General features: G+C 61.3%; 25 protein-coding genes. 16 read left to right on the forward strand and 9 right to left on the reverse strand.

The features are described 5' to 3' along the window. The 5 genes from ACVDHE_RS07155 to ACVDHE_RS07175 all read left to right on the forward strand — a co-directional run bounded on the left by ACVDHE_RS07155 (position 1) and on the right by ACVDHE_RS07175 (position 6,570). On the forward strand, positions 1-576 hold the full coding sequence (locus ACVDHE_RS07155; protein WP_213037409.1) for an indolepyruvate oxidoreductase subunit beta: 576 nt from the start codon (positions 1-3) through the stop codon (positions 574-576). Between the two features lie 12 nt (positions 577-588). Further along, a complete protein-coding gene (locus ACVDHE_RS07160; protein ID WP_458886075.1) occupies positions 589-1,923 on the forward strand; it encodes an acetyl-CoA hydrolase/transferase family protein in 1,335 nt (444 codons plus the stop codon). Between the two features lie 39 nt (positions 1,924-1,962). Further along, on the forward strand, positions 1,963-3,147 hold the full coding sequence (locus ACVDHE_RS07165) for a pyridoxal phosphate-dependent aminotransferase (RefSeq protein ID WP_458886076.1): 1,185 nt from the start codon (positions 1,963-1,965) through the stop codon (positions 3,145-3,147). A 15-nt stretch (positions 3,148-3,162) separates the two neighbouring features. Then, positions 3,163-4,512, forward strand: a complete 1,350-nt coding sequence (gene gdhA, locus ACVDHE_RS07170) for an NADP-specific glutamate dehydrogenase (RefSeq protein ID WP_458886077.1) — start codon at positions 3,163-3,165, stop codon at positions 4,510-4,512. A gap of 708 nt (positions 4,513-5,220) precedes the next feature. Then, a complete protein-coding gene (locus ACVDHE_RS07175; protein WP_458886078.1) occupies positions 5,221-6,570 on the forward strand; it encodes an MATE family efflux transporter in 1,350 nt (449 codons plus the stop codon). Between the two features lie 234 nt (positions 6,571-6,804). Here the strand turns inward: ACVDHE_RS07175 and ACVDHE_RS07180 are convergent, their stop codons facing one another. Further along, positions 6,805-7,452 carry a TetR/AcrR family transcriptional regulator gene (locus tag ACVDHE_RS07180; protein ID WP_213037415.1) on the reverse strand — a complete coding sequence of 216 codons (648 nt, stop codon included), beginning with the start codon at positions 7,450-7,452 and terminating at the stop codon, positions 6,805-6,807. A gap of 338 nt (positions 7,453-7,790) precedes the next feature. Here ACVDHE_RS07180 and ACVDHE_RS07185 point away from each other — a divergent pair, with 338 nt between their 5' ends. The 4 genes from ACVDHE_RS07185 to ACVDHE_RS07200 are packed head-to-tail and all read left to right on the forward strand — an operon-like array spanning position 7,791 to position 14,277. Further along, positions 7,791-8,084, forward strand: a complete 294-nt coding sequence (locus ACVDHE_RS07185) for a hypothetical protein (protein WP_458886079.1) — start codon at positions 7,791-7,793, stop codon at positions 8,082-8,084. Next, positions 8,081-10,606, forward strand: a complete 2,526-nt coding sequence (locus ACVDHE_RS07190) for an efflux RND transporter permease subunit (protein WP_458886080.1) — start codon at positions 8,081-8,083, stop codon at positions 10,604-10,606. The genes ACVDHE_RS07185 and ACVDHE_RS07190 overlap by 4 nt, the downstream gene beginning before the upstream one ends. Continuing rightward, the gene (locus ACVDHE_RS07195; protein WP_458886081.1) at positions 10,593-14,033 is read left to right on the forward strand and encodes a hypothetical protein; all 3,441 of its coding nucleotides are present in this window, start codon (positions 10,593-10,595) and stop codon (positions 14,031-14,033) included. Before ACVDHE_RS07190 ends, ACVDHE_RS07195 begins: the two co-directional genes overlap by 14 nt. A gap of 55 nt (positions 14,034-14,088) precedes the next feature. Next, positions 14,089-14,277, forward strand: a complete 189-nt coding sequence (locus ACVDHE_RS07200) for a hypothetical protein (RefSeq protein ID WP_325285261.1) — start codon at positions 14,089-14,091, stop codon at positions 14,275-14,277. Between the two features lie 223 nt (positions 14,278-14,500). On the opposite strand, the gene ACVDHE_RS07205 is transcribed toward ACVDHE_RS07200, so the two are convergent. The 5 genes from ACVDHE_RS07205 to ACVDHE_RS07225 all read right to left on the reverse strand — a co-directional run bounded on the left by ACVDHE_RS07205 (position 14,501) and on the right by ACVDHE_RS07225 (position 18,186). After that, positions 14,501-15,172, reverse strand: coding sequence for a hypothetical protein (locus ACVDHE_RS07205; RefSeq protein WP_458886082.1), 672 nt, complete (start codon positions 15,170-15,172; stop codon positions 14,501-14,503). Between the two features lie 3 nt (positions 15,173-15,175). After that, the gene (locus ACVDHE_RS07210) at positions 15,176-16,021 is read right to left on the reverse strand and encodes a metal ABC transporter permease (RefSeq protein ID WP_458886083.1); all 846 of its coding nucleotides are present in this window, start codon (positions 16,019-16,021) and stop codon (positions 15,176-15,178) included. Next, positions 16,005-16,727, reverse strand: a complete 723-nt coding sequence (locus ACVDHE_RS07215; RefSeq protein ID WP_458886084.1) for a metal ABC transporter ATP-binding protein — start codon at positions 16,725-16,727, stop codon at positions 16,005-16,007. The genes ACVDHE_RS07210 and ACVDHE_RS07215 overlap by 17 nt, the downstream gene beginning before the upstream one ends. 10 nt (positions 16,728-16,737) lie before the next feature. Further along, positions 16,738-17,745: a metal ABC transporter substrate-binding protein gene (locus ACVDHE_RS07220; protein ID WP_458886085.1), complete on the reverse strand. Its 1,008-nt coding sequence runs from the start codon at positions 17,743-17,745 to the stop codon at positions 16,738-16,740. Positions 17,746-17,889: 144 nt separating this feature from the next. Then, the gene (locus tag ACVDHE_RS07225) at positions 17,890-18,186 is read right to left on the reverse strand and encodes a hypothetical protein (RefSeq protein ID WP_213037422.1); all 297 of its coding nucleotides are present in this window, start codon (positions 18,184-18,186) and stop codon (positions 17,890-17,892) included. Between the two features lie 405 nt (positions 18,187-18,591). Between ACVDHE_RS07225 and ACVDHE_RS07230 the strand changes: the two genes are divergently transcribed. The 5 genes from ACVDHE_RS07230 (at position 18,592) to ACVDHE_RS07250 (ending at position 21,288) form a co-directional block, all read left to right on the forward strand. Then, positions 18,592-19,062, forward strand: a complete 471-nt coding sequence (locus ACVDHE_RS07230) for a hypothetical protein (RefSeq protein ID WP_458886086.1) — start codon at positions 18,592-18,594, stop codon at positions 19,060-19,062. Beyond that, positions 19,025-19,612: an acyclic terpene utilization AtuA family protein gene (locus tag ACVDHE_RS07235; RefSeq protein WP_458886087.1), complete on the forward strand. Its 588-nt coding sequence runs from the start codon at positions 19,025-19,027 to the stop codon at positions 19,610-19,612. The genes ACVDHE_RS07230 and ACVDHE_RS07235 overlap by 38 nt, the downstream gene beginning before the upstream one ends. 244 nt (positions 19,613-19,856) lie before the next feature. Next, the gene (locus ACVDHE_RS07240) at positions 19,857-20,834 is read left to right on the forward strand and encodes a GntT/GntP/DsdX family permease (RefSeq protein ID WP_458886089.1); all 978 of its coding nucleotides are present in this window, start codon (positions 19,857-19,859) and stop codon (positions 20,832-20,834) included. Between the two features lie 23 nt (positions 20,835-20,857). After that, entirely contained in the window at positions 20,858-21,148 is a 291-nt protein-coding gene (locus tag ACVDHE_RS07245) for a hypothetical protein (protein WP_458886090.1), read from the forward strand. Next, the gene (locus ACVDHE_RS07250) at positions 21,148-21,288 is read left to right on the forward strand and encodes a hypothetical protein (protein WP_458886091.1); all 141 of its coding nucleotides are present in this window, start codon (positions 21,148-21,150) and stop codon (positions 21,286-21,288) included. Before ACVDHE_RS07245 ends, ACVDHE_RS07250 begins: the two co-directional genes overlap by 1 nt. Before the next feature lie 68 nt (positions 21,289-21,356). Here ACVDHE_RS07250 and ftsH read toward each other — a convergent pair whose 3' ends face one another. The 3 genes from ftsH to ACVDHE_RS07265 all read right to left on the reverse strand — a co-directional run bounded on the left by ftsH (position 21,357) and on the right by ACVDHE_RS07265 (position 24,338). Next, positions 21,357-23,168, reverse strand: coding sequence for an ATP-dependent zinc metalloprotease FtsH (ftsH, locus tag ACVDHE_RS07255; protein ID WP_458886092.1), 1,812 nt, complete (start codon positions 23,166-23,168; stop codon positions 21,357-21,359). Then, positions 23,165-23,638 carry a hypothetical protein gene (locus ACVDHE_RS07260; protein ID WP_458886093.1) on the reverse strand — a complete coding sequence of 158 codons (474 nt, stop codon included), beginning with the start codon at positions 23,636-23,638 and terminating at the stop codon, positions 23,165-23,167. Before ACVDHE_RS07260 ends, ftsH begins: the two co-directional genes overlap by 4 nt. Positions 23,639-23,798: 160 nt before the next feature. Next, complete coding sequence (locus ACVDHE_RS07265; protein ID WP_458886094.1) at positions 23,799-24,338, reverse strand: TetR/AcrR family transcriptional regulator C-terminal domain-containing protein; 540 nt, start codon at positions 24,336-24,338, stop codon at positions 23,799-23,801. A 20-nt stretch (positions 24,339-24,358) separates the two neighbouring features. On the opposite strand from ACVDHE_RS07265, the gene ACVDHE_RS07270 reads away from it, so the two are divergent. After that, entirely contained in the window at positions 24,359-24,712 is a 354-nt protein-coding gene (locus ACVDHE_RS07270) for a hypothetical protein (RefSeq protein WP_458886095.1), read from the forward strand. Between the two features lie 233 nt (positions 24,713-24,945). Beyond that, on the forward strand, positions 24,946-26,025 hold the full coding sequence (locus ACVDHE_RS07275; RefSeq protein ID WP_213037431.1) for an ABC transporter substrate-binding protein: 1,080 nt from the start codon (positions 24,946-24,948) through the stop codon (positions 26,023-26,025). The last annotated feature ends 70 nt before the right edge of the window (positions 26,026-26,095 follow it).

Consider the following 26,095-nt stretch of genomic DNA (forward strand, 5'->3'; position numbering starts at 1 on the left):
ATGGAGCGAAAAAGCGCGTTGCTGGTGGGCGTAGGCGGCCAAGGAGCCATTCTGGCGGCCAAGATCCTGGTGGCGGGTCTCATGGAGGCCGGGTATGATGTGAAAATGAGCGAGGTCCACGGCATGAGCCAACGGGGCGGCAGCGTCTCCACCCAGGTCCACTGGGGGGAAAAAGTCTACTCTCCGGTGATCGGCCCCGGCGCGGCGGATGTGATGGTGGCCTTTGAAAAGATGGAGGCGGTCCGCTACGCGGAATTCCTCAAGCCCGAGGGCGTGGCGGTCATCAACGACTACGAGATCCCATCCTCTACCGTGGCGGCCGGACTGGCGGAATATCCCCAGGGCTGCCTGGAGGCCATGAAGAGCCATTTCCGCTGTCTGACCCTCAACGCCGGGGGCATCGCCCTGGAGCTGGGAAATGCCAAGTGCATGAACGTGGTGTTGTTCGGGGCTATGACCCGTGCCCTGGGAATGGACAATATCGACTGGGAGGCCGTCATCCGCAGGACAGTGCCCGCCGCCTCCCTGGAGCTGAACCTGCGGGCGTACCGTGCCGGCCGGGAGGCCGTGGCGTAAAGGAGGAAATGCGTGAATCTCCATCAGGAATACCAGACAAAGCTGGTGACGCCGGAGGAGGCGGTGAAGGCCGTCAAAAGCGGGGACTGGGTGGACTACACCACCAACGTCTGCTTCCCGCCCCTGCTGGACGCCGCCTTGGCAAAGCGCCGGGACGAGCTGACTGACGTCAAGGTGCGGGGAAACCTCCTGTTCGGGCCGCTTCAGATCGTGGAGTGCGACCCCACAAGAGAGCATTTCTGCTACAACTCCTGGCACTGCTCTGCCTATGAGCGCAAGCTCTCTGATCGAGGCCTTTGCAGCTACATCCCCATGATTTTCCGAAATGTGGTGCCCTACTACCGCCATTTTCTCACGGTGAATGTGGCCATGATGTGCGTGCCGCCCATGGACAAGCACGGGTATTTCAACCTCTCCTGCGCCACGGGCGTGGCCCGGGGGATCCTGGACAAGGCCGATATCGTGATCCTGGAGGTCAACGAGCACCTGCCTGACATCTACGGCGGCTTCGACGAGTCCATTCACCTCTCGGAGGTGGACTACATCGTGGAGGGTCCCCATGATCCCCTGCCGGAGTTCCCGGTGGCGGAGGCCACAGAGGAGGACCGCCGCATCGCGGAGCTGCTGGTGCCCTATGTCCGGGACGGGGCGGCCCTGCAGCTGGGCATCGGGTCCATGCCCAACGTGGTGGGGTCATTGCTGGCCCAATCCGACGTGAAGGATCTGACCATGCACACGGAGCTGTGCGGCGATGCCTACTTCCGGCTGTATGAAGCCGGAAAGCTGACCAATGCCCGCTGCGCCCTCCATCCACGAAAGGGCCTCACCGGCATCGTGTTCGGGTCACGGGCGCTGTACGACTGGGTGGACCGGAACCCGGCCGTGACAGCGGCGCCCCTGGAGTACATCAACGCCCCGGCCACCATCGCGCAGCTGGAGAACATGGTGTCCATCAACAGCTGCATTTCCGCCGACCTCTACGGCCAGGTCTGCGCCGAGAGCGCGGGGCTGCGGCACATCAGCGGCACCGGCGGCCAGCTGGACTACCTCACCGGCGCGGCGGACGCCAAGGGGGGCAAGGCCTTCATCTGCATGACGTCCTCCTTTGTGGACAAGGCGGTGGTCCGCCGCTCCCGCATCCTGCCCCACTTTGAAGGCGACATCGTCACAGATCCCCGGAGCCAGGCCTATTACATCGTCACCGAGTTCGGCGCCGTCAATCTGGCGGGCCGGTCCACCTGGGAGCGGGCGGAGCTGCTGATCTCCATCGCCCACCCGGATTTCCGGGAGGAGCTGACCGCCGCGGCGGAGCGGCAGAAGATCTGGCGCCGGTCCAACAAGCGCTGACTGATCAACTCTGGAAATTTGGAAAGGGGACTTTTGCCTATGATCGCGCAAGAGATGTATCAGCTGGGAGCCAGCCGCTCCTGTATCCGGGAACTGTTTGAGTACGGCCTGCGCCAGGCGGCGGTGGTGGGGAAGGAGAACGTCTACGACTTCTCCCTGGGCAATCCCTCCATTCCCGCGCCGGAGGAGGTGCGGCAGGCCTTCTCCCAGCTTATTGCCCGGGAGGACAGCCTTAGCGTCCACGGCTATACCCCCGCCCCCGGCAGCATGGAGGCCCGCTCCGCCGTGGCGGCGGACCTGAACAAGCGGTTTGGGGCTGACATCCGTGCGGAGAACCTGTTTCTTACCTGCGGCGCCGCTCCGGCACTGATCTCTGTGATCCGGGCCCTGGCGGTGGAAGGAGCGGAGATCATGGCCGTTGCCCCCTTCTTCCCGGAGTACCGGCCGTTCGTGGAGAGCAGCGGGGCAAAATTTACGGTGGTGCCCGCCGACACGCAGACGTTCCAAATCCCGGTGGCAGAGGTGGAGAAGCGCCTGACGGCCCATACCCAGGCCATCATCGTCAACTCTCCCAACAACCCCTCCGGCGCCATCTACTCTCCGGAGAACCTGCTGGCCCTGGGAGAGGTGCTGACCCGGAGGGGGGCGGAGTACGGCCACCCTATCTACATTATTGCCGACGAGCCCTACCGGGAGCTGGTATACGACGGGACGGAGGTACCATTCATCCCGAACCTCTATCCCAACACCGTGGTGTGCTACTCCTGGTCCAAGTCGTTGTCCCTGCCGGGAGAGCGGATCGGGTACGTCTGCGTACCGGACCAGGCGGCGGACAGCAAGGCTCTCTACGCTGCGGTGGCCGGTGCCGCCCGGGCTCTGGGCCACGTGTGTGCGCCGTCCATGCAGCAGCTGGTGGCGGGGCTGTGCGCGGCGGTGCGGCCGGACCTGGCGGCCTATGACGAAAACCGCAAAACCCTCTACGAAGCCCTGACCAGTTACGGTTACCGGTGCGTACGGCCCCAGGGCGCCTTCTACCTGTTCGTTCAGGCGCCGGGCGGCGACGCCCAGGCATTCTCGAACCATGCCAGGGAGAAAAACCTGCTGATTGTCCCCGGCGGTGACTTTGGCTGCCCGGACTTTTTCCGGGCCAGCACCTGCGTCAGCCATGATATGATCCTGAAAAGTCTGCCTATTTTTAAAGAATTGATACAAGCATACAAATAAAGGGGGATTATGAACATGAACGCATATCTGTCCAGTGTGATTGAGAACGTCAAGACCAAGCATGCGGGCGAGCCTGAATTTGTCCAGACCGTGGAGGAGGTCTTTTCCTCCCTGGAGCCTGTGATCGAAAAGCATCCGGAGTACGAGAAGGCCGACCTTCTGAACCGGATGGTGGAGCCGGAGCGGATGTTCACCTTCCGCGTGGTGTGGATGGCCGACGACGGCTCCTGGCATACCAATATCGGCTACCGCTGCCAGTTCAACGGCGCCATCGGCCCCTACAAGGGCGGCCTGCGGTTCCAGAAGAACGTATACCCCGGCATCATCAAGTTCCTGGGCTTCGAGCAGATCTTCAAGAACTCCCTGACCGGCCTGCCCATCGGCGGCGGCAAGGGCGGCTCTGACTTCGACCCCGCCGGCAAGTCCGACGCCGAGGTCATGCGCTTCTGCCAGAGCTACATGCAGGCGCTCTATCGCTATATCGGGCCCGACGTGGACGTGCCCGCCGGCGACATGGGCGTGGGTGCCCGGGAGATCGGATATCTTTACGGCGAGTACCGGCGCCTGAAGGGCAGCTTTGAAAACGGCGTGCTCACCGGTAAGGGCTTCTCCTACGGCGGCAGCCGCATCCGTCCCGAGGCCACCGGTTACGGCGCGGTGTACTATCTGGAGAACGTCCTCAAGCACGAGGGCGAGGATATCAAGGGCAAGACCATTGCCTGCGCGGGCTTCGGCAACGTGACCTGGGGCATCTGCAAGAAGGCCACGGAGCTGGGCGCCAAGGTGGTCACCCTCTCCGGCCCCGACGGCTACATCTACGATCCCGACGGCGTGGCGACGCAGGAGAAGATCGACTATCTGGTGGAGATGCGCGGCAGCGGCCGGAACCTGGTGAAGGACTACGCGGACAAGTTCGGCGTGGAGTTCCACCCGGGCGAGAAGCCCTGGGGCGTGAAGGTGGATATCTGCATGCCCTCCGCCATGCAGAATGACGTCCATATGGAACACGCCCAGAAGATTGCCCAGGCCGGCGTGAAGTATTACATCGAGGTGGCCAACATGCCCACCACCAACGACGCGCTGAAGTTCCTGATGGACCAGCCCGGCGTCATCGTGGCGCCCAGCAAGGCCGTCAACGCCGGCGGCGTGGCGACCTCCGCCCTGGAGATGGCCCAGAACAGCGAGCGGCTGGTGTGGACCGCCGAGGAGGTCGACAAGCAGCTCAAGCAGATCATGAACACCATCTATCAGATGAGCGTGGACGCCGCCGAGAAATACGGCCTGGGCTATAACCTGGTGGCCGGTGCAAACATCGCGGGCTTCCAGAGAGTGGCCGACGCCATGATGGCCCAGGGCATCTTCTGATCGGGATGAAAACAGATGGAATCCTGGTTGCTTACAGCAAAGCAAAAGATGCCAATGGTATCACCCCTAAATGCTTCCGGGAATTTTTTGTTATGATTCGTTTTATTGATACATTTCCCCACCACGCGGTGCAGCAGGGGCCGTGCATGGAAAATTGCCTGAACCGAAAACAGCTCTTGACATTCTCCCAATAGCAAGCTGCGATCACGACAGCAAGATTGCTTTTTGTGGAAAGAGTCCCCGGCTCCGCCTGATGAGCGGAGCCGGGGACTTGACCAATGCGATGACCAATATCCGGATATCAGCGGGGGGACACAGCGGACAACGACCTCTTGCCTGTTCTGAAAAAACGGAGCAAACCCTGCCGGAAAGGGCCTGATGGCAGATATTTGATGTCCAAACGGATCTTCACACGCAGCAGGCCGCTGGCTTGAGTACGGTAGTCTCCGTCAAAAAATTCCTGATTTTGAAAAATGTATACTTTTGCTTTGCTTTTCGGAGAAATAGATGTTCTGGCAGTCTTTCTCCCCGAGAAGTATCTTCCGGGCCGTCGCGCCCCTCCCTTCCTCGTGCTTGACTGAACAGAAATAAACTGCTATAATTTGTGTCGCGTTGGGAACGCTTCGTTTGGTACATTATCGCTAACAAGTGTATGCTTGTTGGCGATTTTTCTTTTTGTGTCGATCCTGTGCAAGGAGGAATGCCGCAGTGAGCCAGACAACGTCCGCTCATAACGAGATTTTACAAGGTCCCATCTTATCCCCGCTGATCCGGTTTGCTCTGCCCCTGATGCTCTCGCTGCTGCTCCAGGCGCTTTACGGAGCCGTGGATCTTGCCGTAGTGGGAAAATTCTCCTCCACGGCCAGCACTGCGGCTGTGGCCACCGGCAGCCAGATGATGCAGTCCGTCACGTCTTTGGTCACCGGTTTGACCATGGGCGTGACCATTCTGGTGGGAAAGGCTGTGGGAGCTGGTGATTTCCAGCAGGCAGGGCGGATCGCCGCCGGACAGATCAAACTTTTTTCGGCAGTGGCAATCCTTCTGACCGGGCTGGTTACTGTTTTTGCGCCTCTTAGCTGCCGATGGATGAACGTCCCTGCCAACGCCTTGGAGCAGACGATCGCCTATATCCGCATCTGCGCCGGGGGTATGGTGTTTATCACGGCCTACAATGGCATCAGCGGCATCTTCCGCGGACTGGGCAACTCCAAAAGCCCTCTGCTGTTCGTCCTGATCGCCTGCATCGTCAATGTGTTCCTGGACCTTCTTCTGGTGGGCGTTTTCCATATGGATGCCGCCGGTGCCGCGCTGGCCACAGTGGCCGCCCAGGCATGCAGCGTCCTGTTCTCCGTTCTCTATATCCGGCGCCGTCCGCTCCCCTTTGTCCTCACCCGGGAGAGCTTTCGCGCCCGCGGCTGCGTTCTGCGGATCGCCGCCCTGGGCGCGCCGATCGCCCTGCAGGATTTTCTGGTAAACATCTCCTTTTTGATGATCACCAGCATCGTCAACCGCCTGGGCGTGGCAGAGTCTGCCGGCATCGGCATTTCAGAGAAGCTTTTCGTATTCCTCTCCATCATCCCCATGGCGTTCATGTCCGCCCTTTCCACTTTTGTGGCCCAAAACATGGGGGCCGGGCAGCCTGAGCGTGCCAGAAAATCCCTGCTGATTGCCCGCCGCATCTCTGTGGTATTCGGCGCGGGCATCTTTCTGCTCACCTTCTTCGGCGGAGGCCTGCTGGCTGCAATCTTTGAAAACGACCCAGCCGTCATTGCCGCCACCGCTGCCTATCTCAGAGGCAGCTCCCTGGAATATCTGCTCACTCCCGCCATCTTCTGTACGCTGGGGTACTTCAATGGTATGGAACGCACACCGTTCGTTATGGTCCAGGGCCTGGCCTCCGCTTTTCTGGTGCGGGTTCCCCTATCCTATCTTCTCAGCCTGATGCCCGGTGCAGATATGCTGGTCATCAGTCTGGCAGTCCCAATCTCCGCCGTGGTGAATCTGCTGGCCTGCCTGATCTACGACCGGCATCTGCGCCGCAGCCTCTCCCCTTGCTGATCGCATCAAAAACGAACGTGCACGCCATTTGTTATGCAGCATGTCGGGCTGCTTGGCAAATGGCGTGCAATTCATTTTCGGGATACGATTGCGGGTCCTCGGTGCGGGAAGCCCCTTGGGCCGGGGAGCTGCGCGCACGAGCCGCATGGGCACAGCTTGTCTGATGCCGAGGAACGCCGCAAATCACAGATCCGCAAAAGCAGACCAATTGCTAAGGGCGCCTGTTTGGCTTTTTTACTCTTTTATATCTCCATCATCGCCTTGCTGCGCCGGCAAATCCGCATCTCCGATGAAGCCGTTTCCGGCGGTGCAGATCCACTCGGGGTGGTGCTGCAGGACCTGCAGACCATAGATGTGGCTTTGCAGAAAGCTGTTGATCCTGCTGACCATTTTCTCCGGCGTATCAGGAAAGAGGTCCAGCAGCCAAGCCTCTATAATGCCGCCCAGCGCGCTCACAAAGAGCGGGATGCCATCCGGATCCAGGTCGAGCTCCAGCCGCTGGGCCATTTTTTTCAGTTCCTTGCTGAAAATCCCCTCCAGGTCGGCCCCGAAAAAGCGCTTGAGCGCGTCGTGGCCTGAGGAGCGCAGGGCGCACAGGCACACGGCCTTGTTTTCCTGCAGATAGTGGAACAGCTGCAGCAGACCCTCCTGCCAGAGGAGCGCGCCCTCCTGCTGCTGCAGAAGAGAGAGGGCCTCCTCCTGAAACATCCATCGCACCAGGGCATAGATATCCTCAAAATGATAATAAAAGGCGCGGCGCTGCATGCCGCACGCCTCTGTGAGCTCCTGAATGGTGATCTGCTCCAGGGGCTTTTTTGCCATCTTCTCCTTGAGTGCGGCGGCCAGATTTCGTTTTGTACGCTCCGAGGCGCTGTTTGCCATCGTTTTCACCTCAGACAGAACCGGGATTTTGTGGCTAGTATAACAAGTCTTGAAAAAAAGCGCAAGCCTCCGGCCATTTTTAAAAGGCGTGGCTTTTCTGCGGCAGATATGCCGAAGTGTGAAAAATGACACAGTTTTTCCCCTTTGTGTATTGAGGATTCCTGCCGGTTTCTCTATCTTTTGTGATGTGCCTGCGGGCTTCGGCGGGAGAGGTATGAGATCGGGACAAAAATCGGGTGTGTGCGCAACGCGCGTATATATCGGCGGAGGCGAACGTAATGTTCAGAAAATACCATGTAACCCTCCACAGTCAGATGGGGCCCAAGAAGGGGACCCTGATGCTGAAGGAGGACCGTGGAGCGATTACAGGAACGCTCTGCCTCCTCTCTCGCGAGCTTCCCGTCAGCGGCAGCCGCGCGCCGGACGGGCGGCTGTATCTGGACCATCAGGTGGTAACGGCCGTCAGCACCTATCCCTGCCGGTCCGTTTTGAGGGATACGGGGGGAACCTTGTCGGGAGAACTCCGGATGGATCCTTCAAAGGCCCCCTGGAGTGGAGGAAAACCGCAGCCAGAAGTGATCATGACCTGGAGCGGAGAGCAATTTGAAGAAACGGAGGCGGAGAGCCATTGAACCCGGAAAAGGAGCGCAGGTCGCCCATTGAATCGCTGGCGGCGTTTATCGTCGACAAGCGGAACCTGATTTTTTTCTTTTATATTGCCGCTATGATCTTCTCCGTGTTTTCTCAGGGCTGGGTCCAAGTGGAGAACGACATCACCGCGTACCTGCCCGATGACACCGAGACCCGGCAGGGACTGTCCATTATGGAGAAGGAGCTGACCACCTACGGAACGGCCCGCGTCGTGGTCTCCCACACGTCCGGAGAACTGGCGGAGCGGCTGGCGGACCGGATGGGGCAGATCGAGGGCGTCACCTCCGCCGTCGTGGGCTCCGGCCTGCCCGGCGGGGAGGACGATGAGGAGGACCTCTCCGACTACATCCGCGGCTCCGATGTGCTGATCAGCGTCACCTTTGACGGCGAGGCGGAGGACGAGATCAGTCTGACCGCCATGGATGAACTCAAAGCCCTGCTGGAACCCTACGACGCCTACATCAGCAGCGACGTGGGCAACGACGCCGCCGGGAACCTGGCCTCGGAGATGCGGGTCATCCTGGTCATCGCCTTCATCGTCATCGTACTGGTGCTGCTGTTCACCTCCCGGTCCTACGCGGAGCTGCCGGTGCTGATGCTGACCTTCGGCTCGGCCGCTCTTTTGAACATGGGCACCAACTTCATCTTCGGCACCATCTCCTTTGTCTCCAACTCGGTGACGGTGGTGCTGCAGCTGGCCCTTGCCATCGACTACGCCATCATCCTGCTCCACCGCTTCACCGAGGAGCGGGAGCGGCTGGGGGAGGACCGGGCGGCCTGCATCGCCGCGCTGTCCTACTCCATCCCCGCCATCTCCTCCAGTTCCCTGACCACCATCTCCGGCCTGGCCGCCATGATGTTCATGCAGTTCGGCTTGGGCTTCGACATGGGCCTGGTGCTCATCAAGGCCATCTGCTTCAGCATGCTCTCCGTGTTCACATTGATGCCGGGCCTGCTGATGCTGTTCTCCAATGCCATCCGCAAGACCCAGCACCGCAGCTTCGTCCCCCACATCGACAAGTGGGGCAATTTGGTGGTGAAGCTCCGCTACATCGGGGCGCCGGTCTTTGCGCTGCTGCTGGTGGTGGGCTTCGTGCTGTCCCAGAAGTGCCCCTATGTCTACGGCTACTCGGAGCTGGTGACCACCAAGCAGAACGAGAACCAGATCGCCGAGCAGCGGGTCAACGAGACCTTCGGCGCCCAGAACATCATGGCCCTGCTGGTGCCAAAGGGGGACTACGAGAGCGAAAAGGCGCTGCTGCACCGGCTGGAGCAGTACGACGAGGTGGACTACGCCATGGGCCTTTCCAACATCGAGGCCCTGGACGGCTACACCCTCACCGACAAGCTCACGCCCCGCCAGTTTGCCGAGATGACCGATATGGACTATGAGATCATCGAGCTTTTGTACACCGCCTACGCCGCCAGGGATGACGAGCTGGGCAAGGCGGTCAGCGGCGTAGACACCTACGCGGTGCCCCTGATGGATATGTTCTTTTTCCTCCACGACCAGGTGGACGAGGGCTTCGTCACCCTGGACGAGGAGACGGAGGCCGACATCAACGACCTCTATGAGGCCCTCACCGAAGCCCAGGCCCAGATGCTGGGCGACAACTACACCCGCATGATCCTGAACCTGAACCTTCCCGAGGAGGGGGAGGAGACCTTTGCCTTCCTCCAGACCATCCACCGGGAGGCAGAGCGGTACTACCCGGCCCACCAGGTCTATCTGGTGGGCAACTCCACCAGCGACTACGACCTGTCCGCCTCCTTTGAGCGGGACAACATCCTCATCAGCGTGCTGTCGGTGGTGTTCGTCATCCTGGTGCTGCTGTTCACCTTCCAGTCGGTGGGACTGCCGATCCTGCTGATCTGCGTCATTCAGGGCAGTATCTGGATCAATTTCTCCTTCCCCACCGTCTTTGACGAGCCCATCTTCTTCATGGGCTACCTGGTGGTCACCTCCATCCAGATGGGCGCCAACATCGACTACGCCATCGTCATCTCCTCCCGGTACAGCGAGATGAAGGAACTCATGCCGCCCAGAAAGGCCATCATCAAGGCCCTGGACCTGGCCTTCCCCACGGTGCTGACCTCCGGCACCATCCTGACCGTGGCGGCCTACCTGATCGGCAAGCTCTCCTCGGAGCCCGCCATCGTGGGCATCGGCGAGAACCTGAGCCGGGGCACCCTCATCTCCATCATCCTGGTCATGTTCGTCCTGCCCCAGATCCTGCTGCTGGGCGACCTGATCGTGGAAAAGACCCGGTTCAACATCAAGGTCCCGGAGGTGACCCGCACGGTCACCGGCACGGTCTACGTCAACGGCCGCATCCGGGGCCGGGTCAACGGCATCGTGGACGCCACTGTCCACGGCATCATCCGCGGCGACGTGTCCGCGGTACTGGACACCGGCAACATCAGTCCGGCGCCGGAGCCCGACCGGCTGCCGGCCGGCACGGAAGAGACGGGAAAGGAGGCGGACGGACATGACCAGAAATAAACAGCGCGTGATCGCGCTGCTGCTGGCCCTGCTCCTGGCGGGGTCCCTGGCGGCCCCCGCCCTGGCGGCGGAGAGCGGCACGGTCCACATCCGGACCGCCCAGGATCTGGCGGACCTGTCCCGGAGCTGCTCCGTGGACGGCTGGTCCGTGGGAAAGACGGTCTATCTGGATGCGGACATCGACCTGTCCGGAACGGAGTTCCGGCCCATCCCCATCTTCTGCGGCACCTTTTACGGCCAGGGCCACACCGTCTCCGGCTTTTCCCTCACGGGGAGCGGGGACGACCGGGGCTTCTTCCGCTATGTCCGGGGCGGCGCCGTCGTCCAGGACCTGACGGTCTGCGGCTCCGTCTCCCCCAGCGACCGGAAGGACAACATCGGCGGCCTGGTGGGCGTCAACAGCGGCAGTCTGCTCAACTGCGCCTTTTACGGCAACGTAAAGGCCGGGACCAATGCGGGCGGCCTGGTGGGCTGCAACCGGCCCACCGGGCAGATCATCAACTGCACCTACTCCGGCACGCTTCTGGGCGAGCACTATGTGGGCGGCATCACGGGCCAGAACGAGGGCAGCGTGATCCGCTGCCGGAACGACGGCGACGTCAACATCACCGAGGTCAAGACCACGGTGGCCATCCAGGAGATGGATCTCAGCACCATCCGCTCCACGGAGAGCGTCCCCGCCTGCACCGACATCGGCGGCATCGCCGGGGCCTCCTCCGGTATCCTCCAGAGCTGCACCAACAACGGCGACGTGGGGTACGAGCACGTGGGCTACAACGTGGGCGGCATCGCCGGCCGGCAGTCCGGCTGGCTGGACAGCTGCGTCAACAACGGCACCGTCCGGGGCCGGAAGGACGTGGGCGGCATCTGCGGACAGATGGAGCCCCGGCTGACGCTGCTCTTCGACGCCGACAGCCTGGATGACCTCTGGGAGGAGCTGGACACCCTCCAGGCCCTCATGGACCAGGCCATCTCCCACGCGGAGGGGGTCTCCGACGACCTCTCCGGCCGGATGACCGGCCTGACCGACAGCGCAGATGCGGTGAAGGACGCGGCCTCCGACCTCTCGGACGCCATGACCGGCTGGGCCGACGGGAATATCGAGACCATCAACGACGCCTCCGCCCGGGTCTCCTGGGTCCTGGACCGGCTGGAGCCCATCTCCGACGCGGCGGACGCCGCCCTGGAGCGGATCCGGGACGCCGCGGATCTGGCGGACGATGCCCTGGACGCGGCCGGCCGGATCAGCGGCCTGTCCGAGGACGCCCTGGCGGATGTGCGCCTGGCCCTGGCGCAGGTGAAGAGCGCCGCGCAGGCCTGCTCCGACGCCCTGGACGATGTCCGGGCCGCGCTGGAGAAGCTGGGAGCCTCCCTGGGCAGCAGCCAGGACATGGCCGCGGCCATGGAGGATGTGGAGGCGGCCCTGGATGAGCTGATGGACGCCTTCGGCCTGCTCTCCGACGCCTTCGGCGATCTGATGGCGGCCCTAGGCGAACACTACGGCCAGGGCGGCTCCGACTGGGACGGGGTCCTGGCGGCGCTGAGCGAGATGCGCGACGCAGCGGATCAGGTCGAGAGCGCCCTTGCGGCGCTGCGCCTGGCCCTGGAGGGCGCGGGAACCGTGGCGGACGGCTATCTCCGGGAGGCGCTGGAGGAGATCGCCGCCGCGGCGGAGAACCTGCGGGCCGGGTTTGCCGGCATGGGCCAGGCCGGCGGACACCTCCAGAACGCCCTGGACCATCTGGAGGCCATTGCCCCCCTGGGGGAGAGCGCCGCCGCGCTGCTCAAAAAAGCGGCGCAGACCCTGGGGGGCGCCTGCGGACAGCTCCAGGATGCCGGTGAGACCTTCAGCGGCGTCATGTCCGACCTGGCGGATGAGCCGGAGATCTCCTTCCGCCCCGTGGGGGAGGCGGTCGGCGAAACGGGCGACGTGCTGGACGACGCCATGGGCGGACTGAGCGACGCCATGCAGAGCCTGAACGACACCCTGTCGGCCTCCTCCGACCTACTCCTGTCGGATCTGCGGGCCATCAACGCCCAGTTCGGGCGGGTCATCGATGTGCTCCGCCGGCACAGCGACAGCGAGGAGGCGGAGGAGGACGAAGAGCTGCTGGAGGACGTGTCCGACCAGGCCACCGAGACCGACGAGGACGCCGGGCGCATCACCAACGCCCGGAATACCGGCGCGGTGGAGGGAGACGTGAACGTGGCGGGCATCGTGGGGTCCATGGCCATCGAGTACGACTATGACCCCGAGGACGACCTGACCACCTCCGGCGACCGGTCCCTGAACTTCCGCTATCAGGCCGCCGCCCTGACCGAGGGGTGCGTCAACAGCGGGACGGTCACCGGCAAAAAGGACTACGTGGGCGGCATCGTGGGCCGCATGGATCTGGGCACCGTGTCCCGGTGCGAGAGCTACGCCGCCGTGGAGAGTACCGGCGGCGACTATGTGGGCGGCATCGCGGGAGCGGCCTGGTCCTCCATCCGGGACTGCTGGGCACGCTGCGCCCTGAACGGGAACGACTGCATCGGCGGCGTGGCGGGCCTGGGTAAGACCGTCACCGGCTGCCGCGCCCTGGTGGAGATCGACGAGGGCTCCGCCTGCCTGGGCGCCGTGCTGGGAGACGCGGAGGAGGACGGAACGGTGTCCGGCAACCTCTTCACCCACGAAACCCTGGGGGGCATCGATGGCATCAGCTACCTGGGGCAGGCGGAGCCGGTGGACTTTGAGACCCTCTCCCAGGGTGCTCCCGCCGCCTTCACCCGGTTCCGGCTGGTGTTCATTGCCGACGGCAAGGTGGTGGAGACCTACGACTTCTCCTACGGCGACGCCCTGACCCGGCTGCCGGACATTCCGGAGAAGACGGGGTACAGTGCCAGCTGGCCTGAGATCGACTACGGCCACCTGACCTTCTCCCAGACGCTGGAGGCGGAGTATACCGCCTATTCCACCGCCCTGACCGCCCTGGGGGACCCGCCGCAGATCGTGGCGGAGGGAACCTTCAGCTCCGGCAGCACCCTGGCCGTCTCCGCGGAGGAGGACACCTGGGCGGATGCCCACGGGGCCTCCCACACCGGCACGGTCTACACCGTGACGATCACCGACCCGGTTCAGCCTGTCGCCGATTTCCAGATCCAGTACAGACTGTCCGGCGGCTCCGGCGGCACCGTGTGGATCAGCACCCCGGAGGGGTGGGTGCAGCAGGAGGCGCAGACCGACGGGCGCTACCTGGTGTTCCGGGCGGATGGGGACTCCGTCACCTTCGCCGTTCAGGAGCACACGGCAAATCCGGGAGTATTGATCCTTGGAATTATCATCGGTGTTGTTGCGGCCGGCGGCTTGGCGCTCCTGTGGAAGAAACGGGGCAAAAAGGGAAACCCGGAGGAGCGGGGGACAGTTGATCCAAAATCCCATTTGCCGTAATCGGCAGGACCGAACGTGCTGCCCGGAGGGCAAGCCTTCGACGGCCGCAACGGTTATGACCGCAGCTTGCGCCGCGCAAGCATGTGGAACAGTGGAGGGTGCGCCGGGATATTTCTTCAAAAGTGCCTATGAACATGAAAAACAGGCGAAAGTCAGCAAAAACCATGGGGAAATTTTCTGGCGTTTGCTTGTGTGCGGGGAACTGCTGCTTAGAACCCGGCGCTTTTTACCAAAAAGTTCCTGATTTCGTGAGAAATCAGGAACTTTTTTAAATCTCCGCTTTTGTGCCGGCCCATATGGCGACAGGCTCTGTTGGAACACGACAGCAGCGGGCGGAAACCGTCTGCCGCTGCTGACTGCTTCCCCTGTGCGCCGGACGATCCCGCGGAAGGGGCACGGCGCCTTCTCCCACTTGGCTGAGGCCGCCGGCGCTCCATATCCGCCGGGAGATCCGTGACAGCGCACGGTCAATCAAAACTGACGTCCTCCAGACGGAGGACCAGAATACCGTATTCCTCCCGGGTTCGATCTGCTTGAATCGTGCCGACGACGGTCACCTCCGATTGGGCGGGCGGATAGTCCTCAGGGTAGCGGGCCTGAGCGGGCATTACAATGTCAAATCCTTGGGCGCAGCAGGCGGTGGCGTCCTGTACGATTACGCCACAGTAGACCTGCTGCGTATTAGGGTCCTGATACACGAAAAAACTCCCCTTCATTCGGATAGTCTTTCCGATACAATCATCCGGCGCCGACATCATGTTGAATAGTTCTGCGTATATCATGGTACTGCTGAGGGGCGTTAAATCCAGATCCACGGGAGTGGGAGGGCCTTCCAAAGGATCCGGCTGCGGGCCGTTGGCCGGAGTTTCCTGTTCCGCCCCGGCGCCGGGGGCGGAGGCCTGTGGGGGCAGAGGAGTTTCCAACGCGTCTTCCCGTTCGGAGAGAATCGGCTCCACGAAAGACTGCTGGGGGGCGGTATCAGGCGCGGCGGGCGCATCTTCCCCCGGAAGAGGCTCTGCCTCTTGGGAAACAGGGGAGGTGAGCGGCGCCGTATTCTGCGGGGGCTTTTTGCTGCCTCCGCATGCAGTGCAGGACAGAAGCAACGCCCCTGTGAGAATCAGTATGGTCCATCGCTTCATGGCTTACCTCCTTCCGATCCGTGCGGCCAGAGAACAAAGGGCAAAGAGCAGGATCTGCACGGCAACGATGGTGGATCCCACTGGTGTGCCCGCCAGAATAGACGTGAGGATCCCAGCGGCAGTGCAGCAGACAGAGAAAACGGCGGCGCAGAGCGTGACGGCGCGGAAGCTTTTGAACAGCCGCATGGCGGACATGGCCGGAAAGATCACCAGAGCCGAAATCAGCAGAGATCCCACCAGATTCATGGCCATTACGATGACCGCCGCCGTCACCACGGCAAGGATCAGGTTGTATCGCTTCGCCCTGGTTCCGGTGGCGGAGGCAAAGCTCTCGTCAAAGGTGACGGCAAAGATCTTGTGATAAAAGAAGAGAAACAAAAGCACGACCAAAACCGACAGGATCACGCACAGCCATACCTCTGTTTCCGTGAGGGTGAGGATGGATGTGGAGCCGAACAAAGTCGTACACACGTCTCCGGACAGATTTGCGGAGGCGGAAAACACGTTCATCACCAGGTAGCCTACCGCCAAGGCGCCCACCGAGAGCATGGCCATGGCGGCGTCGCCCTTGACCCTGGCGCTGCGGCCCGTGCCCAGCAGCAGGACGGCGCACAGCACGGTGACACCCATGACCAGGGGCATGTCGGAAGTCAGATTCAAAACGGATGCCACCGACATGGCGCCAAAGGCCACATGGGACAAGCCGTCTCCGATAAAGGAAAATCGCCTGAGGACCAGGGTCACCCCCAGAAGGGAGGCGCACAGGGCCACCAGCACCCCCACCGCAAGGGCGTACCGCACAAAGGGATAAGCCCAGTACTGGACCAGCTTCTCAATCAGCGCCGCCAAGGCAGACCCCTCCTCTCTGCTTCAAATACCTTTGGCCGGGTGCGGACCGGACAAAGGCGTCCCGGGGGCCAAAAAACACCTGCTCCCCCAGACAGAGAATATGGCTGGCGTGACAAAGCGCGGCCTGCACGTCGTGGGAGATCATAAGGATCGTGACGCCGTCGTGTTTGTTAAGCTGGGAGATCACCTGATACAGCTCCCGGCTGGCGGACGGATCCAGGCCGGATACCGGCTCGTCCAGCAGCAGCATTTTTTGGGCCGCGCAAAGAGCCCGGGCCAGCAGCACCCGCTGCTGCTGGCCTCCCGACAGCTCCCGATAACAGCGCCCGGAAAGACGCTCCATATCCATACGCCGGAGGGACTGCCGGGCCAGATCCTTTTCCGCCCGGGTGTAAAAGGGGCGCAGGCCGCACCGGCCCTGACAGCCGGAAAGGGCCACCTCCCAAACTGTGGCGGGAAAGTCCCGCTGGGCTTGGGTCTGCTGGGGCAGATAGCCGATTTCAGCGGGGAGCACGCCTCCGCCCAGGACCACGGACCCCTCCAAGGGGGGCAGAAGGCCCAGGATGGTCCGCATCAGTGTGGATTTCCCCGTTCCGTTCTCCCCCAGGATGTACAGATAGTCTCCGGCGTGGATGGTAAAGCTCAGATCCCGGACAAGGGCGGAATCATAGCCCAGGGTCAGGCCCTGGCAGTTCATCTGGATCATGGAATTCCTCTCAGCGCAGCGCAGCCTTCAGGGTTTCCAGGTTTTGTTCCATGATGGAGAGGTAGCTGGCTCCGGCCGCAACATCGGCGGCTGTCACCGACTGCATGGAATCCAGCGTGAGAATCTCCTGGTTCTTCCCGCTGGTATTGCCGACCACCGTCTCGGCAATGCCGTGGGTAGTCCCCTCGATGGTCAGCACGCAGGGCAGCGACAGCTCGTCCGCCTTGCCGGCCAGGAAGGCCACCGTTTCAAAGCTGGCCTCCGTTTCCGCCGAGCAGCCGGAAAACGCGGCATAGTAAGTGAGCCCGTAGTCGTCTACCAGATACCGGAAGGGAAAACGGTCGGCAAAGAGCAGCGTGCGGGTGGAAGAGGCGTCCACAGCAGCCTGATACTGCCCGTCCAGGTCGATCAGCTTTTGAATGTATGCGGCGGCATTTTCTGCGTAGGTGGTCTGATGCTCGTGGTCAATGGCTCCCAGAGTATCGGCAATGGCGCCGCAGAGCACAGCGGCGTTCCGCAGGGAGAGCCAGATGTGCTCGTCATCATGGTCGTGTTCCTCGTGATCATGGTCTTCTTCATGATCGTGGTCTTCCTCGTGGTCCTCCTCATGGCTGTGATGATGCTCGGTTTCCTGCATCCCTTCAACCATCTCCTCTGCTTTTACAGCGTCCCCCAGAATGTCCATCAGATCCATTGTTGCCCGGTTGGGGTTGGCGGAGTTGGTCAAAGCGTCCTCCACCCAGTCGTCCGACTCTCCCCCTGTATAGAGGAACAGGTCGCAGTTGGAGATAACCACCATGTCGTCGGCCGTGGGCTGAAAGCTGTGGAGATCCACGCCGTCATCCAGGAGCATGGTGAGTTCCACGCGGTCGGCCTGATCCCCTAGAATTTCCCGGACCCAGTCATATTCGGGAAAGATGGTGGTGACGATCCGCAGCTTTTCACCGCTGCTTTTGGAAGCGGAAGGGGTTTGACAGCCGGTCAGCGCTCCCATTGCCAGCGCGAGAGAAAGGGACATGCAGACTATTTTTTTCATATCGATAAAACCTCCGAATTGATACAGAAACTGAAAAAAGGGCGCAAAAATACAAGGGGATCCAGGCGTGCGCCAAGAGAGCCTGCCCCGATTGGGCAGACTCGTCCCCTTGTCTGTGGTTTCTGTTTAATTCAGCAGTTTTACCCGCAGCAAGACCGGCGAAGGTACGACAATCGCATTCTGCGGCCGCGGGGCGAGAAGCAGGGTAAAGAAGCAGAGCACCGCCGCAGCGGCAGATGCCGCATGAGCCGTGGAGAGCTGCTCCAGCAGGACCTGGCAGATTTGGACCTGGTGGCATATGGTGCAATGATCGCCGCTGCAGTCGTGGTCAGCCTCAGCGGCCACAAAGAATGCGGAGAAGATCAGGGCTGCGATCAGCAGCGCCGCTCCACAGACGGCGGCAAAACGCATTCGTTTTGTCAAGTTCTTCTCCCTCCTCTGTACGATATACTTATGGACCGCGCCGGCACTGACACGTGCCGTGCGGGATGGGATTGGAGATGACCGGCTCAAAGCTCTTCGGCTCTCGCGGCGCGGGATATCCGCTTTGCGGGAGGGCCATGCCAAAAGGGCACGCATCGGGCGCGGGACCTGAGCGCAGCGCTGTTGGCCGGCGTGCCCTGCTCCAATTTGCGAATGATTTGCAAATCAATATAGCACGTACGCGATCAGCCGTCAATGATCACTTATGGGGATGCGTTCGGCTTCAAAAATCAGTTGCTTGATGTGTTAGTTAAAGCTAACTATAATTATAGAAGATGTTGCCGTGTTTGGCAAGACAACATGGCAAACGAATAAATTTTTTGTTTTGGAAAGCAGGTGTTACGTTTGAGGATAACAAAAGCGGAACAGGAGAGGATTTCCCTGGGTACCCACGGAGAGGACTATGGAAACTGGATGTCAAATCCGGTATTTTATATCCTCGGCGGCATAACTATACTGGCTGCCGTCTTGACGGTCATCTCCTTTGCAGTTTTCCGGGTGACCGCTGCGGGCGCTGTATGCGCGGTGATTACGGCGGCCCTGCTGGGATTGCTGGGCTGGATCACGTGGATCCGGCGGCAGTATGCCTTTGGGGGCGGCGGAATCATGGAACAGGTACACCGGACCGTGCTCTCCCATCTTGATAGCCAGAGAGAGGGCTCCATGCTGGAGGTGGGGGGCGGATCCGGAGCACTCTCGATCCGGGCGGCTTTGACCTGGCCGGAAACCAGGGCGATGGGCGTGGATTACTGGGGAGCTGGAGGGGACCGGCGGCCGCGTGAACGTGCAGACCTGCTCCGAGCAGCTGATCTATGAGATCCGTGCTCCGGCCTGCTATTATACTCCCGACTGCGTGGCGGACTTTTCCAACGTCTCCTCTGAGCAGGCTGGAAAAGACCGCGTCCGGGTAAGCGGCGCCGCGGGTCGTCCCCGGACTGACACGCTGGAGGCGAGCGTGGGATACAAGGACGGCTACATCGGCAGCTGCGGACTGAGCTTCGGCGGACCCAAGTGCTTTGAGCGCACTGTGCTGGCGGTGCAGATGGTGGAGAAGATCAGCGAGACCTACTATCATCCCGCCGAGCATCGGGTGGACATCATCGGCTACAACTCCCTGTATCCCAGGGATCTGTCCGAGGGCTTCCCCGGCGGCACCGAGCCGCTGGAACTGCGGCTGCGGGTTGCCGAGCGCGACGCCGACAAGGAGACGTTCACCATGATCTTCAACGAGGTGGATGCTTTTACCATCGACAGGCCCGCCAACTGCGGCGGAATGGAGCGCCACATTACAGAGCTGGTGGCCGTGCTGTCCGTTCTGGTCCCCCATGAGGACATTGAAACCTCTTATGTGGAGGAGGTCCTGTAAGATGAAGCTGCTGGAAATCGCACACTCCCCCACCGGTGACAAGGTGAATATATGAAAACTGGGAGGGCAACGGAAAACTTCCGCACATCATCGGCGGACTGCATTCCGATGTGAAGGCTTACTTCAAAACCTACGAAAAGATCGAAGCGCTGGAGCGATCCGGGCACATCAAAATCATCCCCGGTCATGGCGTGCATGTACTGGAACACAGGGTCTACCCAGTGTCAAACCAGGAGGCTGCTGAATGAACATTCTGTTTTTATTGCTGGCTATTGCGCTGTTCATCGCGCTGGTTTTGAAAAACGTCCCCACTGTCATTGCCGCCATCCTGTCATCCATCTTCCTGCTGCTGACCCGGCGGATGGGATTGTATGAGGGCATCACTGCCCCCTATATGACAGGCTTCGGGAACTACGTGCGGGACTTCTTCCTGCTGTTTATGCTGGGCGCGCTCTTCGGAAAGCTGGTGGAGATCAGCGGCGCGGCCAACAGCATTTCCACCTTTATTTTCCGGGCCTTTGGCGACCGCTTTGCGATCGTCGGCCTGATTATTATGGGTATCATCCTGACCTTGGACGGCGTGAACCTGTTTGTGGACATGTTTACCATGCACCCTCTGGCCATGTTCCGCAAGGCGGACATCCCCCGCAAATTTTTCCCGGCCGCTTCTTTTGCCGGCTGTGTGGGCGTGACCATGACCGCCCCCTTCACGCCCTCCATCCAGAACGCCACGCCCACCGTCTACCTGGGTACCACAGTGGCCGCAGCAACAGTTCCGGGCATGATCTCCACGGTGCTGAAGCTGACCCTTTGCACGGCCTATGTGATGTGGGTGGTCAAGCGGGCCAAGAACCGCGGCGAACACTTTGAGGAACTGGAGGGGGAGAACGCCGCGGCAGAAGTGACGAGAGAAGCCGCCGGCCCCTCTGTGCTGGCCTCTGTCCTGCCGATGCTGGTGATCCTGGTGGTGCTGAATGTGGTCAAGCAGCCCATCGTTACCTCTCTGCTGGCCGGTGTAGTGGCCGCCTTCATCTTTTACTTCAGGCACATGCCTCACAGCCTGAAGGAGATCAGCGCCGAGGTGCAGGACAGTGTCTTTGCGGGATTGAAGACCATCTCCATCACCGCCGCTGCCGCGGGCTACGGCGCGGTGGTGGCTGCGACCCCCGCCTTCCAGGAGATCACGGATTTCGTGCTGAACCTGGTGGGAACCTTCTGCTGATCGCCGGCATTGCGACCATGCTCATGGCGGGCGTCATGAACTCCTCCTCCGGCAGCATGGCGATTGTCTGCCCCATCCTGGGCGAGCGGTTTCTGGCCATGGGCGTCAACGCCGAGGCACTGCACCGGGTGATCGTGGTGGCCTCCAGCACCCTGGACTCCACTCCCCAGAGCGGCTTCGTGTGCAATATCCTCACCCACAGCCATACCACGCACCGGCAGGGCTACTGGCACGTGTGCGTGGTGTCGGCCATCGCGCCTATCGTGGAGACGCTGCTGCTGATCCCGCTGTGCGCCTTGTTCGGACTGGCGTAATGAAAATTGCAGCCTGGATATTCCAGGCTGCAATTTATTTCTGCATTTGGGATCGCGCCGGACAAGGAAAAAATATCGACGGGCTGCCGTTTGGCACGACTCCGGCCGGCGGGTGCCGGATGCTGCCGCGCGTTTTTTGACACGGGACCTCCGACACTGGGGCCCGGCCAGATGCTTTGGGCGCCTGGCGCCGGCTTTGACCGCCGTCTTACTTGTTCAGGATCTGCATGAACTCCTCGCCGGTGATGGTTTCCTTTTCGTAGAGGAATTTGGCCAGCTCGTCCAGCTTTTCCCGGTTCTCCAGCAGGATGGACGCCGCCTTTTCATGCTGCTTTTTCACCAGGTCCACCACCTGCCGGTCCACCTCCGCCGCAGTCTCGCCGGAGCAGGTCAGGGAGGCGTCGCCGCCCAGGTACTGGTTGTGTACCGTCTCCAGGGCCACCATGTCGAAGTCCCGGCTCATGCCATACCGGGTGATCATGGCCCGGGCCAGTTTGGTGGCCTGTTCAATGTCGTTGGAGGCGCCGGTGGAGATGGTGCCGAACACCACTTCCTCCGCTGCGCGGCCGCCGGTATAGGTGGCGATCTTGTTTTCGATCTCCTCCTTGGTCATCAGGTAGTGGTTGCCCTCCTCCACCTGCATGGTGTAGCCCAGGGCGCCGGAGGTCCGGGGGATAATGGTGATCTTCTGGACCGGGGCGGAGTGGTTCTGCTTGGCGGCCACCAGGGCATGGCCGATCTCGTGGTAGGCCACGGTCCACTTCTCCTTGTCCGTGAGGATGGCGTTTTTCTTCTGGTAGCCGGCGATGACCACCTCGATGCTCTCCTCCAGATCGGACTGGGTGACAAAGCGCCGCCCGTCCCGGACAGCCCGCAGGGCCGCTTCGTTGATGATGTTGGCCAGCTCCGCGCCGGAGGCGCCGGAGGCCATCCGGGCGATCTGGCGGAAATCCACGTCGTCCGCCACTTTGATCTTTTTGGCGTGGACCTTTAAGATCTCCTCCCGGCCCTTCAGGTCCGGCAGCTCCACCGGCACCCGGCGGTCGAAGCGGCCGGGACGGGTCAGGGCCGGATCCAGGGACTCGGGACGGTTGGTGGCGGCCAGGATGATGACGCCGGTGTTGCCCTCAAAGCCGTCCATCTCGGTGAGCAGCTGGTTCAACGTTTGCTCCCGCTCGTCGTTGCCGCCCATCTGGCCGTCCCGCTTTTTGCCGATGGCGTCGATCTCATCGATAAAGACGATGCAGGGGGCCTTTTCCTTGGCCTGGCGGAACAGGTCCCGGACCTTGCTGGCGCCCATGCCCACGAACATCTCCACAAACTCGGAGCCGGAGATGGAGAAGAAGGGGACGCTGGCCTCGCCGGCCACGGCCTTGGCCAGCATGGTCTTGCCGGTGCCCGGAGGGCCCACCAGCAAAATGCCCTTGGGCATGGAAGCGCCGATCTCCCTGTACTTGCCGGGGTTGTGGAGGTATTCCACGACCTCGGTGAGGCTCTCCTTGGCCTCGTCCTCACCGGCCACGTCGGAGAACTTGATGCCCTCGGCGGATTTTACGTAGATCTTGGCGCTGGAGCGGCCCGCGCCGAACATCATGGAGTTGGGGCCGCCGGCCTTGTTCATCATCCGCCGGGACATCAGCTGCCCCAGCCCCACGAAGATCAGGATGGGCAGCAGCCAGCTCAGCAGGAAGGAGAGGAAGGGGGACATCTGCTCCACGATCTCGCTGGCAAACACCGCGCCGGAGTCCTTCAGCCGGTAGATCAGGTCCGGATCGTTCATGACACCGGTCTTGTAGATCTGTCCGCTGTCCTTGTCGGTGAAAAGGATCTGGTTCTCCTGCACCTCCACCTGGCCGATCTGCTTTTCCTCGGTCATGGTCATAAAGGTGCCGTAGTCCACCTCCCGCACCTGCCGCTGGGCCAGCCAGGGCATGGCCAGAAAGTTGAAGAGCATCAGTACCAGCAGTACGATGCCGTAATAGTACAGCAGAGGCTTTTTGGGTGACTTCACTTCGTTCATGTGGATTCCTCCTCGGTGTGGTTTGGTGATGCCTGCTCCTGGCAGCGCATCCGCAGCTCCTTGGCCCGCAGCGCCGCAAGCAGGGCATGGTGTATGGCCTGGGCGGCCGCGTCCATGGCGTATTCACCATAGAGGCACGCCGCTTCCGCCTGGTCCTCCAGCGCGTCGGCTCCCTCGCTGTGGAGATAGCCGGGCAGCTTTTCCTGCAAGATGACTCGGACCCGGCGCAGGTAGTCCAGCTGGGCCCGGGACAGGGCCGCTACCGCCGGGGAGCGGCCGGTGTCGGCGCTTTGCCGCAGGCGCCGCTCCGCATCCGCTTCCTCCTGTTGCAGCTGCTCCAGCTCCAGGCGGATCTGCTGCAGATCTGCCTGTTCATACCGGCGGAACTGCGCTGCCGTCTGCTGCTGCTGCCGCGCCAGCTCCCGGAGCTTGCCGGAAAAAATCTCTTCCTTGGGATACGTTGGCCCCATCTCCTCTCAGCGGCTTCCTTTGATATATGGTTATAGCAGACGGACGGCGGGACCGCCATGGGCAGATCCCGCCGTATGTTCAGACAAAATCCCCGGAGTGTCAAATTCCTTGACACTCCGGGGATTTTGTCAGGATGGTGCGCCGGACCCGCGGGTCCGCTCAGCGTTCCGGGGCCTGGCCGGTGCGGTCGAACAGCAGACGGCGCATCTGGCAGGCCAGCTTCTCCCGGTCCACGTTCTTCCCGCCGTATTCCAGCAGCAGCCCCACGATACCGCAGGCGCAGAAGCTCAGGGCGATCTCTGTGTCCTCATAGGAGAGATTGTTCCGGGCCCCCTTGCTGCGCAGCAGCTCCTGGAGGTAGGTCCGGACAGAGCGCACCATGATCCCCTCAATCTGCTCCCGACGCTGAGAATGCAGCAGCTTTTGCAGCAGCACGTCCGCCTCGGCGGAGGCGGAGATGAAGTCCCGGAGGACCGCCTCCGGGTCGTCGGAGGACAGGCTGCGTGTCAGCAGGGTCTGAAAGGCCTGCTGCATGGACCACTCGATGACCTCCAGAAGGTCCTGGAAGTGATAGTAAAAGGTCTGCCGGGAAATGCCGCACCGTTCCACCAGGTCCTTGACTGTGATCTTGTCCACATTTTTCTCCCGGGACAGCTGCATGAACGTATCGGCGATCATCCCTTTGACATTCACCGGCATGGCGGCACCTCCTTCAGCTGATGGGGACAGTTTACCACAAGAACCGGCCGCCTGTCCAGAAACGCTGCGGACAGATAAAAGCAAACTGGAAATGTAAGCGGTTTCAAGGAAAAGATAAGCTTGCATTGCTTTCTGTTATCTGCTATGATAAGGGCACACAAAAAAGATGCTTTAATTTGCTATTTTTTGTATATTTTCACAGTAGAAGGGGAGGGCGATTGAAAAAACAAAACTTTTTAGTTGAAATTCCTTTTTTCGGGAAAAACGAAGAAAAAGTAAAGCGATCTGAATTTTTAAAGACTTTTTCTTGCGTTTCCACTCAACTTCGGGCGCTTTTTTTAAATGCTGCCGGAGTTCTTGATGCCGGAAAATAGAAGGATTTCCTTGCGTTGGATCTGGTTGGGTCCATCAAAAAGCACCGAGTACCCATTGCATTGCCCCTTCCCGCCGTTTTTGCTGCGGAATCTTCAATGTATCCGCTTACATTTGCGGCGGACCGCTTTGCCGCCCTCCGGGAGAGGACGGTACCACAACGGTTTCCGATCCATGCGGTCGTGGATACCACATCCCACTTTACCCCCAACGGACAAGAAAGGAAGGCTGTACGATGAAAAAAACGAAGCGCTTTTTGGCACTGCTCCTCTCTGCGATGATGCTGCTGGCCCTGGCTGCCTGCGGAGGCGGCGGAGACACGGCGCCTGCCGGCGACAGCGACGGCGGCGAGGCACAGGCCTCCGGCAGCAATGAGCTGACCGTCTACACCGCGTTCCCCGAGGCTGAGGTGGCCTACTACTTCAACGCCTTTGAGGAGGCAACCGGCATCAAGGTCAACGCCCTGCGCCTGTCCGCCGGTGAAATGCTCACCCGCGTGGCGGCTGAGAAGGACAATCCTCAGGCTGCGCTGATGTTCGGCGGTTCCACCGACAACTACATCGCCGCTGTGGACCAGGGCCTGCTGGAGCCCTATCAGTCTCCGGAGCTGGAAAACGCCCCTGAGACCTACATCGACCCCACCGGCACCTGGAACCCCATCTATGTGGGCGCCATCGCCTTTGCCTGCAACAAGGAGTGGTTCGCCGAGAAGGGCTACGACTATCCCACCAGCTGGGACGACCTGCTGGATCCCAAGTATGAGAACATGGTCATCATGGCCCACCCCGCCACCTCCGGCACCGCCTACACCGTGCTGGCCACGCTGATCCAGCTCAAGGGCGAGGACGCTGTGTGGGATTACCTGAAGGAGCTGGACAAGAACATGTCCCAGTACACCAAATCCGGCGCCAACGCCCCCAACTCCGTGGCGCTGGGCGAGGCTGCCATTGCTCTGACCTTCTCTCACGACGGCCTGCAGCCCACCGTGGAGGGCTATCCCATCGAGCTGAGCTTCCCCACTGACGGCACCGGCTACGAGGTGGGCGCCATGGCTCTGATCAAGGGCGGCCCCGCCGATCAGCAGGAGAACGCCAAGAAGTTCATCGACTTCATGTGCTCCGCTGAGGGTCAGAACCTGTACGCCGAGAACAACTCCTTCCGGGTGCCCGTCAACACCCAGGCCACCCCGGCCGAGGGCCTGGTGACCCTGGACTCTGTGGCCGTCATCGACTATGACGCCGTCTGGGCCGCCGAGAACAAGACCGCCTTCACCGAGCAGTTCGAGGCCAACATCGCCGGCGCTCCCGCGGAATAATTCTTTGAAATACCTGACGGCCTTCCCCCCGTGAAGGGGGGAAGGCCCAGCCCGTTGAAAAAATTTTTTC

The sequence above is a fragment of the Dysosmobacter sp. Phy genome (genome assembly GCF_054476235.1).